This is a genomic window from Enterococcus cecorum DSM 20682 = ATCC 43198 (assembly GCF_000407565.1).
GTDB lineage: Bacteria > Bacillota > Bacilli > Lactobacillales > Enterococcaceae > Enterococcus_E > Enterococcus_E cecorum.
On sequence record NZ_ASWI01000003.1, the window covers coordinates 641,910 to 656,530 of the forward strand.

Sequence of the window (14,621 nt, forward strand, 5' to 3'; positions counted from 1 at the left end):
AGATGCAACAAGCAATTACAAAGTTAGAAGTAGCACTGACAGAAAATGAATTTGTCTCTGTTCCGAATATGAATGTAGCACAAATCCGTTATATCTATGGTTCGTTAAATTTATTTTATTTAAACCAAATTGTGCAAAAGGAAGTGGAGCAAGCAGATGCATTTGACCCTGAGGAATTGATGATGGCCTCGGCATTTGGTGATATGGCGGTGGAATTAATTCAGATTAATCATACTTTAGGCTTGCCTTCTCTAAGTGAGTATCAAGTGAAGGAAACCTACTTCTTCATTAATGATATGTTTGAGTTATTTAATCGGGCGGATGAAGCGATTTATCATCTTTCAAGTCAAATCATTCGTAGTAAGACAACGCATGAACCATTAGATCAAGCTTTGTTAACGGATATGTTTGATTTGTTGGCTAGTTTGGCTCATTACTGTGGCTTTTCATTTAAGAATTCTTTGCAGATAGCTGTGGATGAGTTTATTGAATTTTTATTATAATTTTCGCTGAGTATTTGATGCTTTTTTAGTGTCAGATGCTCTTTTTTTAGGTTAAATAGATAGCTAAAATCGAAAAAAATAAGATAAAAGCGTTTGAATAGTCGTCTTTCATTGTAATGGATGGAAATTTTTTGCTATAATAGTAGAAAATCAAGCGAGGTGAGTGAAATGGCAAAAGATATCGTACTTTCAGGGCCAAGTGTAATCAAAATGGTTGCGGACTATATGAGCGAAGAAGAAACCGCCTTTGTCCAAAAAGCTTTAGATTATGCGACGAAAGCCCACGCCCATCAATTTCGTAAATCAGGCGAGCCATACATTATTCATCCGATTCAAGTAGCTGGACTTTTAGCGGAATTACATATGGATCCACATACCGTTGCCACAGGATTTTTACATGATGTTGTAGAAGATACTGATGTGACTTTAGAAGATTTAGAAAGAGACTTCGGTAAAGATGTGGCGATGTTAGTCGATGGTGTCACGAAATTAGGTAAAATCAAATATAAATCTCATGAAGAACAATTAGCAGAAAATCACCGCAAAATGTTAATTGCGATGGCCAAAGATTTGCGAGTCATCATGGTAAAATTAGCGGACCGTTTGCATAATATGCGGACGTTAAAACATTTAAGAGAAGATAAACAACGCCGTATTGCACAAGAAACATTGGAAATCTATGCTCCGTTGGCTCACCGTTTAGGGATTAGCCGCATTAAATGGGAATTAGAAGACCGGGCCTTACGTTATATTAATCCTAGTCAATATTATCGTATCGTTCATTTGATGCAGACCAAGCGCGATGAACGAGAAGCCTATATTGCCGAAGCGGTAGAAGAAATTCGTTTAGCGACGGAAGAACTAGAGATTTATGCCGAAATTTATGGACGGCCAAAACATATTTATTCGATTTATCGTAAAATGGTCGATAAAAAGAAACAATTTGATGAAATTTACGACTTGTTAGCGATTCGTGTGATTGTGGATTCCATCAAGGATTGCTACGCGGTGTTGGGTAGTATCCATACCAAATGGAAACCAATGCCAGGGCGTTTTAAAGATTATATTGCGATGCCTAAAGCCAATATGTACCAATCCTTGCATACAACAGTCATCGGGCCAAAAGGAAATCCGCTAGAAGTGCAAATCCGTACCCATGAAATGCATGAAATTGCTGAATTCGGGGTTGCGGCACACTGGGCATATAAACAAGGAAAAACCGATAAAGTCAAACCAGACAGCATGACCAAACAAGTGGGTTGGTTTAAAGAAATTTTGGAACTCAAAGATGAAAGCTATGATGCCTCTGAATTTATGGAAGGGGTCAAAGGCGATATCTTTAGTGATAAGGTCTATGTCTTCACTCCTAAAGGCGATGTGACTGAGCTGCCTCAAGGGTCTGGTCCACTTGATTTCGCTTATAGTATCCACACTGATATTGGAAATAAAACAGTCGGTGCGAAAATCAATGGGAAGATGGTACAACTTGACTACAAATTGAAAAATGGCGATATTGTCGAAATTTTGACTTCACCTAATTCATTTGGGCCAAGTCGTGACTGGTTGAAATTCGTGGCGACATCTAAGGCCAAAAATAAGATTAAACGCTTCTTTAAAGTCCAAGATCGCGATGAAAATATCGAAAAAGGGCGTGAAATGGTCAGCAAGGTCATTCAAGATTTAGGCTTTGTACCAAAAGAAATCTTGACCAAGGCTAAAATTCAAGAGGCGATGTCACGCTTTAATTACCATTCCGAAGAAGACTTATATGCAGCAGTCGGTTTTGGAGAAATGAGTGCCACGACTTTTGTGAATCGTTTGACCGAAGAAGAACGCAAGCAACAACAAGAAGAAAAACAAAAGCAAGAAGTAGAGGATTTATTGACCAATCCAGTGAAAAAAGAACCTGAAAAGATGAAAGTGCGTCATGAAGGCGGCATTGTCATTGAAGGGGTAAATAATCTACTTATTCGTTTGAGCCGTTGTTGTAATCCGGTGCCAGGCGATGAAATCGTTGGTTATATCACTAAAGGACGTGGGGTGTCGATTCACCGAGCAGACTGTCCAAATGTCCGTCATGCCGTTGACTTTGAAAACCGCATGATTGAAGTGGAATGGGAAGATACTGCAGTCATGAATATGGAATTCGATGTTGATTTGGAAATTCATGGCTTCAATCGTAACGGTTTATTGAATGACATCTTACAAACCGTTAACTCTATGACAAAACAATTGAGTAGCGTAGAAGCAAGATCGAATAAGGAAAAAACAGCCACCATTCGTCTAACTTTACGTATTCAAAACTTAAATCATTTGAAATCAATTGTCGATAAAATCAAACAAATTCCCGATGTCTATTCTGTACGTCGGATGAAAGGATGAGACCATGCGCGCGGTAATTCAACGAGTCAGCCAAGCAAAAGTAGTTGTGGATGACAACACAGTAGGTCAAATTGGTAAAGGTTTTATGATTTTACTTGGTGTCCACGAAGAAGATACACAAGCTGATGTCGATTATTTAGTAGGAAAAATCAGTAAACTTCGCGTCTTTGAAGATGATCAACAAAAAATGAATCGTTCTATCATTGATGTCGATGGGAAAATTTTGAGTATTTCTCAATTTACCTTATTTGCGGACACTAAAAAAGGCAATCGACCAAGCTTTGTGCAAGCGGCTAAACCCGATACAGCGATTCCTTTATATGAGGCTTTTAATGAAGGATTGCGTCAAGCAGGCATTCCGGTTGAAACGGGCATTTTCGGTGCTGATATGAAATGTCACCTCGTCAACGATGGCCCCGTAACGATCATCATCGACAGCCAAAATAAATAAATACAATAAAAAAGGTAGTGATCCGCACAAAAAAAGTGTGGTCGCTACCGTTTTTTTAATAGGAATTGGATGGAAAGAATTCTAGAGATGATTGCGTAGAATTATATGATAATACAGATAGTTTTAATTAATAGCAAAAGACATCAGAATGAAGAAGAATAAACCGTCGACATCTTGTTGCTATGCTAGTTAGTATGCTGCTTATTAATTTTGAGTAGCATTTTCACAACAATTTCTTCGGATAAATCCATACAGAATAGATAATAGGAAAGACTACCCAAATAATTAGCGCGCTAGGAACAATGATATTTCCATTAAAAATAGTGCAAAATAGGAGAATGCCACAACTAATTGGGACACTTAGAAGCGCGAGAAGTTGATGAGTGGATTGCCAATTTTTAGGATCATTTCTAGTAGAAAAAATGCGAATACCGATAAAAGGGTTATACGCAAGAATTGTACTTAAATTACCAATAAATAAAACTCCTGCACAAATTAAGAACAAGGATAAGTCATGTTGAATCTGAGTATTTAGGCTACACAAAAGAATAAATACTGTAGATATGATAGTTAAAATAAATTGTAGCGGCCTTTTCACACAATTGTTTAAAATCATGAAAATCTGAATAATTGTAAATAAAATATAAATGATTCCAAATATATTGGAATATTGATGGTTAGCAAAATAATAACCGACAAGAAATAAAACGAAACTACCCCATATTAAACATTTTGAAAAATGAAGATTATTCATATGTTGTGCCTTCTTTCAAATTAATTATAAATCTTTCATCCTAGAATATCCATATACGTTTAAATAAAATACCAACCTCTTCGTGAAATAATATTCGTTGTATTATTCCCTACTTTTTCGTTATCAGGAGAAAAGCAGAATGTTCATGAAAATTAATACCCTTGAATTTTGTATTTAGGAAATTTGTGTCATTTGTAAAAAATATTTATTTTTTGTAATTATTTTTAGAATTTCCGTGCATTTTAAAAATAAAATAGTATAATAGTAAGTGTAAATGAAAAGGTTTTCATATCAAAGTTCTGTAGGAGGTTTTGTAGTATGTCAACAATTCAACAATTTAGTCGTAGCGAAATTACCAAAGAGAATCCACGCTTTTCCCCATTTAAAGTGTTGGTAGAGTCCGCTTTTTATGGCAATCATGTGAGAAGCGTTCAAAATATTCAAGAAGCCTATGAAATGGCTAAGAATGCTCCTGGTACTGTAGTGACTGATATGCTCATTAAGCATGCCAAAGATTTAGGATTAGCTGAAGATACGAAGATTTTGGTTAATAATGATGGTGCTATCGTAGGTCGTACCGCAGCTGCTCGGGTCATTGTGACTGAACCAGGTATTGATCGTGAAGGGTATCGTCGCGTTTTACGAGAAGCCGTTTATCAAGCTACTAAGCAAGAATTCTATAAGACAGAAGTAGTGGTGGGACTTGATGAAGAATTTATGGTTCGTAGCCATTTGATGCTACCAAAAGGATTTGAAATGAACCTATACTCATATATGTTGAACTTCCAGTTAGCGACTCAAGAATGGTTAGACAAGTATAAACAATCCAAACCTTATCCAGAAAATGATATTTATATTTTTGCCAATCCAGAATGGTCTCATCCAGATTTTCCAAATGGACTTGCTTTATTTATGCCAGAAGCAAATGTGGCTGCAATCCTAGGTTTACGTTATTTTGGAGAATTGAAGAAAGCAACTTTAACTTTAGCTTGGGCAACGGCACATCGCAATGGCTTTGTGGCTTGCCATGGTGGAATGAAGCAATATCACTTGCCAGATAAGACCTTTACGATGGCAGCGTTCGGTTTATCAGGCTCAGGTAAATCAACCATTACTTTGGCTAAGCACCATGATGAAAATTCGAAAGTAGAAGTATTGCATGATGATGCGTTTGTCATTAATCGTGCGACAGGAAGTACCACTGCTTTGGAACCATCTTATTTTGATAAAGTGCAAGATTATCCATTGACCGATGATGCGGTGAATTATTTCTTAACTTGTCAAAATGTCGGTATTACCTTAGACGAAGAGGGTAAGAAAGTATTAGTCCTTGAAGATGTGCGTAATGGTAATGGTCGTACAGTAAAATCTCGTTATGTTACACCAAATCGTGTAGACCATTTATCTGAAAAAATCGATGCCATCTTCTGGATTATGAAAGATAATACGTTGCCACCAGTGATTAAAATCAATAATCCTACGTTAGCCGCTGTGTTTGGCTTGACCTTAGCTACTAAACGTTCAACGGCAGAAAACTTAGTCGGTAAAGTTCGCCGTGATCAATTGGTTATTGAACCATATGCAAATCCATTCAGAAGTTATAAATTATCTGAAGACTATCTTGCTTTCCGTGAATTATTCGCAAACCAACATACAGCTTGTTACGTATTAAACACGGATGAATTCAATGGTAAGAAGGTTACGAAAGAAGTCACTTTAGGAAGTATTGAAAAGATTATTGCTGAAAGTGGCGAATTCAAACCATTTGGCACGATTGAAGATGTAGAATACTTAGCAATTGATGGCTATCCAGTTGATTTTGAGGATAAAGCTTATTGTGAACGCTTAAAAGATAGAATGGAAACTCGTTTGGACTTTATTCGAGCGCAAGATCATCTAAAAGACGGCTATCATGCATTGCCTCAAGAAACAGCCGAGTTAATGCGTAAAATTGTCAATCAATTGAGTTAAAAGAAAAAGGCTATAGCTAATTTAAGGGTTGTAATAGGTAGGTTGTAGCCGATAAAGAGGGATTAAAAAATGGTACTATTTGAAAAGATGATTATTCTATTAACAATTGTTACTTATCTGGCGAATTATTTAACCTATTTATTTATGAAGCACAAAAAAATCAAAAATGGTTTTGAACGGTGCGCCCTATTTCTAGCAGTAAATATGAGCTTAATACTTTTTGATGGCTTATTTGCCGTTATTGGCAAGATTTTATTTGATGAACTCTTGCTATTAGAATAAACAGGAATAAAAGAATTCCGGCGATGCGCAAAATTGCTACATCGCTGGACTTTTATTCATTTTTGGCTTTTTTCCGTAATTGTAGGTAGTATTTGATGCTAATGGCTATAATCAATATCCCTGAAAGTATTTGTGATAGACCCATTAACTTTTGGTTAGTCAATAATCCTTCGTCGACCAAAAAGCCAGCTAACATTGAGGTGCAAGTATGGATAAATAAAAACATCGCTGCATAGCCAAACACTTTGCCATTGACTTCTTTTTGCAGAAATTGTATCACCATACCTAAAATACACGTCCCCATAATCAGCAGTATCAGTGTTTCCATTATTTTCACCTACTTTTTTCTTTCATTATAGCAAACATCTGACTGAAAACGATTGAATGTCAGATGTTTTTTGTTTTTCTTAAATTTTATCAATTGATTGAATTTTTTTCTTGCATTTTTTCGAGATTGGGTATATTATGACAACGTGTCATGTGACAGAGTGTCATTATTGAGTGAAATGAGGTGAGCCTATGCCAACAGAAACATTTTTACATTTACCTGATGAAAAGCGAAAAAGAATTACTGACGCGGCCATTCAAGAGTTTTCCCGTGTCCCATTAGAAGAAGCATCAATTGCTAATATCGTGAAAAATGCGGAAATTCCGCGAGGGAGTTTTTATCAGTATTTTGAAAATAAAGAAGATGTCTATTTCTATTGTTTTCAAACGGTTCAAAGTATTGGATTTGACTTCTTAAAAGAGATGCTGATTGAACAAAAAGGCGATTTATTTTCGGCTTATCGTGAATTTTTTAAACAGGCGATTCCGCATTTATTTGACAGCAAGTATGCGAATTTCTTTAAGTTTTCCTTTATGAATATGAATTACCGTTCTTCCAAAAAATTTACGGCAAATTTCCATAAGCATCACGAAAAAATGCATGCGAATAAAGAATCGCATAATCAGATTTTTCAACAGTATGTGAACTTTGATTTACTGGTTTTTGATTCGCAGGAAGATTTGGAATTATTAATTCAAATGATTATGAATGCTTTCTTCTCGAGTGTTGTGGAAGGGTATCGTAGTCAAAAGGATCAAGAAAAAGTGGATGTTCAAAAAATCATTACCCGCTATGAGAAAAAATTAAATTGGCTAGAGATGGGTGCTAGCAGAAAGGAATAATAGATGTTTAAATTAATGAAACGTGTGTCAGTCATTTCTGCGATTATGGCGTTTTTATTCATGATTGTCCAAGTTTTAGCGGATCTATATCTGCCTAATTTAACCTCTGATATCATTAATAACGGGGTAGCTAAAGGCGATATTGATTATATTTGGCATACTGTTTTGTGATGATTGGTTTTTCATTAATCAGTATTGTTGCCGCGATTTGTAATACGTATTTTGCGACCCGTGAATCACAAAAATTAGGGAAGGAATTACGTAGTTCGATTTATGAAAAAGTGGAGCGTTCTTCTTTACACCAATTTGATAAATTCGGGACTGCTTCTTTAATTACTCGTACTACCAACGACGTGAACCAAATTCAATTGGTGGCACAAATGTTTTTACGAATGATGATTAATGCACCGATTACCTTAGTCGGAGCGAGCTTTCTAGCTTATCGAAAAGATGCGGAATTAACGAAGATTTTCTTATTCGTGATTCCAATCGTGGTCGTCTTTATAGCCCTTTTGATGATTTTTGCAGTGCCGCTATTTAAGAGCATGCAAAAGAAAACCGACCGCCTAAACTTAGTCTTTCGTGAAGTCTTAACTGGGGTGCGTGTCATTCGCGCCTTTAGAAAAGATGATTTTGAAAAGAAACGTTTTGATGATGCCAATACTGATTACACTCAAACCGCGATTAAAGTTAATACGATTGTTGCCTTTATGATTCCATTTATGACTTTAGTAATGAGTGGGACGAATATTGCCATCACATGGTTTGGGGGACATTTGATTGCTGATAAGAGCTTAGAAGTCGGTAACTTGATTGCCTTTATGACTTATGCAATGCAAATTTTAATTAGCTTCATGATGTTGTCGATGATTTTCGTCTTGGTGCCACGTGCGCAGGCCTCAGCTGAACGTATCAATGAAGTGCTTGAATTACCAGATGATATGCCAGATGTTATGCAACCTAGTGAAATTGCCTTAGCTGGTAAAAAGAGTGAACTAGCTTTTGAACATGTGAATTATCGCTATACCGGTGCTGAAAAATTGGCCTTAGAAGATGTTGACTTTAAAGTAAGTGCGAACCAAACTTTAGCTATTATCGGTGGAACAGGCTCAGGTAAATCAACCTTGATTAATTTGATTCCACGTCTATATGATATTGAAAGTGGTACGATTAAGATTAACGGCCAAGATATAAGTCAAGTGAAACAACATGATTTACGTTCAGTGATTGGCTTTGTTCCACAAAAAGCCGTACTATTTTCTGGTACGATTCGTGAAAATATGCAGTATGGTGCCCAAAATGCCAGTGATGAAGTGATTTGGAAAGCCTTAGAAATTGCCCAAGCGAAGGATTTTGTTGAAAAATTTGAAGATGGGCTGGATCATCATGTCGAACAAGGTGGCGGCAACTTCTCTGGTGGACAAAAACAACGTCTAGCCATTGCCCGTGCTATAGTGAAACAAGCTGATATCTATGTCTTTGATGATTCTTTCTCAGCATTAGACTTTAAGACTGATGCCAAATTACGTAAGGCATTGAAAGAACAAATGCATGATAAGATTAAAGTTATTGTCGCTCAACGAGTAAGTACAGTCATGGATGCGGATATGATTTTAGTCTTAGATGAAGGAAAAGTAGTTGGTAAAGGGACCCATGATGAGTTACTCGCCAATAATACCACTTACCAAGAAATCGTTCATTCCCAATTAAGAGAGGAGGATTTGGCATGAGTGAAGAAAAACAAAAACAACAAACGCCACGCCGTCCAGGTCCAGGTCACGGTCCGGGTCATGGCACTCGGGCAAAAGGTGAAAAACCTAAAAATTTCTGGAAGACAACCAAACGACTATTTGGCTACATGTCTAAGCGTTTAATGGCAATTGGTGCGGTCTTTGTCTTAGCCATTCTTTCGGTCATTTTCCAAATCCAAACACCAAAAATCTTAGGGAAAGCAACAACTGAAATTTTTAAAGGTGTAATGAAAGGTTATGCCCAAATGCAAATGGGACTAAAAATTGATAAGTTCCCAATTAATTTTGATAAGATTGAAAAGATTATTTTGATTGCGATTGGCATGTATGTTATCTCTGCTGTCTTTAGTTTTCTACAACAATTCATTATGACCAGGGTTTCTCAACGGACAGTTTATGAAATGCGTCGCGATCTAGATCATAAAATGTCACGTTTACCCATTTCTTATTATGATACGCATACCAATGGTGATATCATGTCACGGGTTATCAATGATATGGATAATATCGCAGCGACTTTACAACAAAACTTAACTCAATTTGTAACGAGTATCGTGACTTTAGTTGGGGTCTTATACATGATGTTAACCATTAGTTGGCAATTAACGCTAGTTGCCTTAGCTACTGTGCCACTTAGTTTGATTGTGGTGATGATTGTTGCGCCTAAATCTCAAAAGTATTTCGCGGCCCAACAAAAGAGTTTGGGTTTATTGAATAACCAAGTTGAAGAAACATATGGTGGTCATACAGTCGTTAAAGTGTTCAACCATGAAGCCAGCGATAAAGAAGTTTTTGAAAAAGAAAATGAAGAACTTTATAAAGCTGGTTGGAAGGCACAATTTATTTCAGCGATTATTATGCCATTGATGAATTTCGTGAAAAACTTAGGCTATGTCTTTGTAGCTGTACTTGGTGGCGTACGTGTGGCTCATGGTGAATTACCATTAGGGGATGTCCAAGCCTTCTTACAATATACGAACCAATTTTCACAACCAATTACTCAATTAGCAAGTTTAATTAATACCATTCAATCAACCATTGCCTCAGCAGAACGGGTCTTTGAAGTATTAGACGAAGAAGAAATGCAAGATGTGCCAAGCGGGGTAGCTAAAGAAGAAAATTCACCTTATAAAGTCCGTTTTGAACATGTCCAATTTGGCTATACTGAAGATAAAATGTTAATGAAAGACTTTAATTTAGATGTGAAACCGGGTGAAATGGTGGCGATTGTCGGACCAACCGGCGCAGGGAAGACGACCTTGATTAACTTGCTTGAACGTTTTTATGATGTTAAAGGTGGAAGTATCCGTTATGAAGGTCAAGATACCCGTGATATGACGCGTGAACAATTACGTAGTCACTTCTCGATGGTGTTACAAGATACTTGGTTATTTACGGGTAGTATCTATGACAATATTCGTTACGGTAATGAATCGGCCACGAAAGAACAAGTAATCGCCGCAGCCAAGGCAGCCCACGTGGATGAATTTGTTCGTAAGTTGCCAGAAGGATATGATACGATTTTAAATGAAGAAGCAAGCAATATTTCCCAAGGTCAACGTCAATTAATTACAATTGCCCGTGCTTTCTTAGCCAACCCAGATGTTTTGATTTTGGATGAAGCGACTTCTAGTGTAGATACTCGTACTGAAATCTTAATCCAACAAGCAATGAATCGCCTGCTAGAAAATCGTACAAGTTTTGTCGTGGCGCACCGTCTATCCACCATTCGCGATGCCCATAATATCATTGTGATGAATCAAGGTTCGATTGTCGAAACGGGCAACCATGACGCTTTAATGGCGAAAAATGGTTTCTATGCTGATTTATATAATAGTCAGTTTCAAGAAGAGTTAGCTTAATAGACGTAATCAGGTATCCAATGCGAATCATTTCGTGTTGGATATCTTTCTTGCTTGAAAGTTCATATTTTCTTCATAAGATTTTTGTTATAATGTAGGTAGTCTATTTTGGAGGATTGAAGATGACATTAACTGTGAAGCATTTATCAGGGGGCTATTTTCAGCATCCTGTTTTAAAAGATTTAAATTTTGAAATTGAAAATGGGGAGTTAGTTGCTTTAATCGGATTAAATGGTGCCGGGAAAAGCACAACTATCAAAGAAATTATCGGATTATTGAAGCCAACTAGTGGCAGTATCGAAATTGATGGTCTATCTTTAAATAAGTCAGCGAGTCAATATCGTCAAAAAATCGGTTTTATTCCAGAAAGTCCAGTGCTATATGAGGAATTAACTTTAAGAGAGCATATTGAAGTGACGGCCATGGCTTATGATATTCCGATGGATGTGGCGATGCAAAGAGCAGATAAATTGCTAAAGACCTTTCGATTGGAGAAACGTTTGGATTGGTTTCCAGCAAACTTTTCTAAAGGGATGAAGCAAAAAGTCATGATTGTTTGCGCCTTTTTAATCGAACCGAGCCTTTACATTATTGATGAGCCATTTCTAGGATTAGATCCTTTAGCGATTCATGCCTTATTAGAGCTATTAAAAGAAGAAAAAGCAAAAGGCAAAAGCATCTTGATGTCTACTCATGTCTTGTCCACAGCTGAAAAATACTGTGATCGTTTTATTTTCTTACATGAGGGACAAATCAAATCTCAAGGAACACTCGCCCAAATCAAAGAACAATTTTCTATGCCAGATGCTTCGTTGGATGAATTGTACCTAGCCTTAACATTGGAGGAAGCGCGATGAATCAGTTGTTTTCAAGGCGTTTAGCAAACCATCATCGCCAACTACAAAAATATTTACGCTATATTTTGAATGATAGTTTTGTCGTGATTTTAACTTTTTTATTTGGTGGTGCGACTTTATACTATTCGCAAATCTTAAAACAATTGCCTACACCTTTTTTTCTAGGTCGTTTTGTGGCTTTAGCGATTTGTATCCTTTTATTATTAGTCGGCAAGCTAGCTACTTTATTAAAACCGGCTGACCGACTCTTCCTCTTACCTAAAGAACAAGAGATGAATCGTTTTTTGGATCAAGCACGAAATTATTCGCTGATTTTACCGGCGATTGTCTTAGCATTTGGGCTAGGCTTTTTGATGCCCTTAATCAAAGTTTCACTCGGCTGGGACTTAGCAAGCTATCCGATGATTTTAATTGGCTTAATTGGTTTAAAATTTGCCGATTTACAGGCCAAACGTCAAGCTGTTTATCAATTGACGAAACAAAAACGACAAATGGTGCGCACAGTTTGGTGGATAGGATCTATTTTGGCTTTAGTCGGTTTATTTTTTGTACATTGGCTTATCTTTTATTTGATAGTTCTTTTAGTCAACTTGCATTTTTTCAGTCAACAAAAACGCCTACAAACGAGTTTGATAGATTGGGAATTTACCATTGATAGTGAGCAAAAGCGGATGTATCGGATTTATCGCTTTATTAATCTATTTACTGATGTACCGTTTATCGAAAGTAAAATGCGCAAGATGCGTGGGGCACAATGGCTGTTCGAGCGCGTTTCGAAAAAGCAAACACAGACTTATAGCTATTTGTTTATCCATCGCTTCATGCGTAGTGATGAGTATTTTGGTCAAGTTGTACGTCTATTACTCCTAGGAGGCGTTTGTCTGTTGGCAGTGGATGATTGGCACTTTAGTCTAGTTGTTAGTGGCTTATTTTTATACTTAATTACTTTCCAAATAATTCCTTTGATGACGCAATATCAAAGTCAAGTGCTTACTAGACTTTATCCAGTAGCTAAAGAAATCAAAGAAAAGAACTTCTATGCGATTTTACGATGGGTATTAAGTATGAGTGCGTTGATTTTCATATTGGTTAGTTTGCTGACTATCCAGTTACACCTAGTACCTTTTGTTGTATTGGGAAATATTGTCATTGTAGTTATCTTACAGGGCGCGTATGTACCGATGCGTTTAAAGAAAATGCAATATTAAATAAGAAAGGACGTTGTCTTCAAATGTGAAAACAACGTCCTTTTTTTACCTTAATTATTTAGCACTTTGTTCTTTTTGGTGCTCTTGCATCGTTGTCATGATGACAAATGGTGCATAGATTAAAGTAGAAACCGCTAAGTTCACAGCTGCTAAGATACCACTATTTTTTCTCCTTTGCTAAATTCTATCAACGCTTGAGACATTGATAATTAATAATAATCAAAAAATTGCTGATTTAATGAAGGTAATTTCAATTTTTGCGCTTTAGCACTTGCTTGTAAACGCTGGGTGAAAATTGCCTCATCCACGGTAAGTTCCCCTAGTAAGAGTGCGCTAAAGGTGGTGATATCTGCGCTTAAATCCGCTTCCTTAACTGTTGTTTTTTGCCAACTATCACCATGATATTGCCAATAGCCGACATTTTGTGAACAGATATCATCTTGCGTCACCTGAATCACTAGGGAATTTAATGCTTCATATTGAGCGAGAATTTGCTCAATATGGAGTATACGTTTCATCATGTAAGGACGAATCTTGATTTCAATGCGCTTTTGTTCAGGAAAGAGCCATTCTAATCTTTCTTGGATACTCGCACAAATGGTCACTTCTTGAAAGGTCGATTGATGGGACTTGATATATTGCAGGCTTGCTTTCAGAGCATTTAAGTGAAGATAAATCAGCTCTTCTACTTGAAAGGTGCTGCCCATTTTACGATAGATGAGATAGCCTACTGGATGCGTCTCGTCATAAATTACGACATAAAAGCGATTAGGATAATAAATATGTAGTCTTTGCCACCACCAATCTTCACGCCAGAGCCCCCCTTGATGTGCTTTTTGATAAACGGTTTGGATATCTACTAACAGTTCATCATAACTCCCGCGTTTTAAGTGCAAGTCATGCTGAAAATTGGTGCGTTCAAATGCGTCAAAACTAAAGCGATATTGTTTTTGATAAAAGGCTTCTTCAAAACCAAATTGGCGATAAAAACCTGCCGAGAACGGAGCGAGTTGCGCATAGGCTACTTGTTTTTCATATAAGTATTGCAAAACTTCGGCAAAAAGGGCTTTGATACTCCCTTGTCCACGATAAATTGGATCACTTGCTACATAACCTACACCCGCCATTTGTAGTTTTTGATGATTTAGATAACTTGGAAATAGATTAATCATCAGGCCATTGGTTAACTGGTCATTATGATAAGAGCCAAAACATAATCCGTGCTGATAACGGGAATGAAATTTTTCTTCATTTAAGACAGATAATGTTTTATCAAAAGCATAAGTGACTAAGTTCGCAAAATCAGTCATCGCTTGTGTGGATTTGGGTAGTTGCATCTTGATTTCCTCCTTACGCCATCCATTATACTAGAAAACGTTTACTTTTTAAAGAGAGGGGATGGTATAAATTCAAGTTATTGTAACAAATTT

12 protein-coding genes and 1 pseudogene are annotated in these 14,621 nt (G+C 36.8%); 10 read left to right on the forward strand and 3 right to left on the reverse strand.

The features are described from left to right. Positions 1–2: 2 nt before the first annotated feature. From I567_RS03945 to dtd, 3 genes are all read left to right on the forward strand, one after another. Positions 3–503, forward strand: a complete 501-nt coding sequence (locus I567_RS03945; protein ID WP_016250953.1) for a hypothetical protein — start codon at positions 3–5, stop codon at positions 501–503. A gap of 168 nt (positions 504–671) precedes the next feature. Continuing rightward, positions 672–2,885, forward strand: coding sequence for a RelA/SpoT family protein (locus I567_RS03950; protein WP_016250954.1), 2,214 nt, complete (start codon positions 672–674; stop codon positions 2,883–2,885). A gap of 4 nt (positions 2,886–2,889) precedes the next feature. Next, positions 2,890–3,336, forward strand: a complete 447-nt coding sequence (gene dtd, locus I567_RS03955) for a D-aminoacyl-tRNA deacylase (RefSeq protein ID WP_016250955.1) — start codon at positions 2,890–2,892, stop codon at positions 3,334–3,336. A gap of 223 nt (positions 3,337–3,559) precedes the next feature. On the opposite strand, the gene I567_RS03960 is transcribed toward dtd, so the two are convergent. Continuing rightward, positions 3,560–4,090: an SdpI family protein gene (locus I567_RS03960; RefSeq protein WP_016250956.1), complete on the reverse strand. Its 531-nt coding sequence runs from the start codon at positions 4,088–4,090 to the stop codon at positions 3,560–3,562. A 318-nt stretch (positions 4,091–4,408) separates the two neighbouring features. Here I567_RS03960 and I567_RS03965 point away from each other — a divergent pair, with 318 nt between their 5' ends. Together I567_RS03965 and I567_RS03970 are read left to right on the forward strand one after the other, a co-directional pair. Continuing rightward, positions 4,409–6,061, forward strand: a complete 1,653-nt coding sequence (locus tag I567_RS03965; protein ID WP_016250957.1) for a phosphoenolpyruvate carboxykinase (ATP) — start codon at positions 4,409–4,411, stop codon at positions 6,059–6,061. Positions 6,062–6,130: 69 nt separating this feature from the next. After that, complete coding sequence (locus I567_RS03970) at positions 6,131–6,343, forward strand: hypothetical protein (protein WP_016250958.1); 213 nt, start codon at positions 6,131–6,133, stop codon at positions 6,341–6,343. 52 nt (positions 6,344–6,395) lie between these two features. On the opposite strand, the gene I567_RS03975 is transcribed toward I567_RS03970, so the two are convergent. Continuing rightward, on the reverse strand, positions 6,396–6,671 hold the full coding sequence (locus tag I567_RS03975; protein ID WP_016250959.1) for a hypothetical protein: 276 nt from the start codon (positions 6,669–6,671) through the stop codon (positions 6,396–6,398). Between the two features lie 191 nt (positions 6,672–6,862). Between I567_RS03975 and I567_RS03980 the strand changes: the two genes are divergently transcribed. The 5 genes and pseudogenes from I567_RS03980 (at position 6,863) to I567_RS04000 (ending at position 13,191) form a co-directional block, all read left to right on the forward strand. Further along, a complete protein-coding gene (locus tag I567_RS03980; RefSeq protein ID WP_016250960.1) occupies positions 6,863–7,513 on the forward strand; it encodes a TetR/AcrR family transcriptional regulator in 651 nt (216 codons plus the stop codon). Positions 7,514–7,516: 3 nt separating this feature from the next. Beyond that, positions 7,517–9,243 (forward strand): annotated as a pseudogene (locus I567_RS03985) (ABC transporter ATP-binding protein). After that, positions 9,240–11,126: an ABC transporter ATP-binding protein gene (locus tag I567_RS03990; protein WP_016250963.1), complete on the forward strand. Its 1,887-nt coding sequence runs from the start codon at positions 9,240–9,242 to the stop codon at positions 11,124–11,126. The pseudogene I567_RS03985 and the gene I567_RS03990 overlap by 4 nt, the downstream one beginning before the upstream one ends. 122 nt (positions 11,127–11,248) lie before the next feature. Beyond that, a complete protein-coding gene (locus tag I567_RS03995; RefSeq protein ID WP_016250964.1) occupies positions 11,249–11,983 on the forward strand; it encodes an ABC transporter ATP-binding protein in 735 nt (244 codons plus the stop codon). Then, positions 11,980–13,191: an ABC transporter permease gene (locus I567_RS04000; protein WP_016250965.1), complete on the forward strand. Its 1,212-nt coding sequence runs from the start codon at positions 11,980–11,982 to the stop codon at positions 13,189–13,191. The genes I567_RS03995 and I567_RS04000 overlap by 4 nt, the downstream gene beginning before the upstream one ends. Before the next feature lie 209 nt (positions 13,192–13,400). On the opposite strand, the gene I567_RS04005 is transcribed toward I567_RS04000, so the two are convergent. After that, positions 13,401–14,528 carry a GNAT family N-acetyltransferase gene (locus tag I567_RS04005; protein ID WP_016250966.1) on the reverse strand — a complete coding sequence of 376 codons (1,128 nt, stop codon included), beginning with the start codon at positions 14,526–14,528 and terminating at the stop codon, positions 13,401–13,403. Between the last annotated feature and the right edge of the window lie 93 nt (positions 14,529–14,621).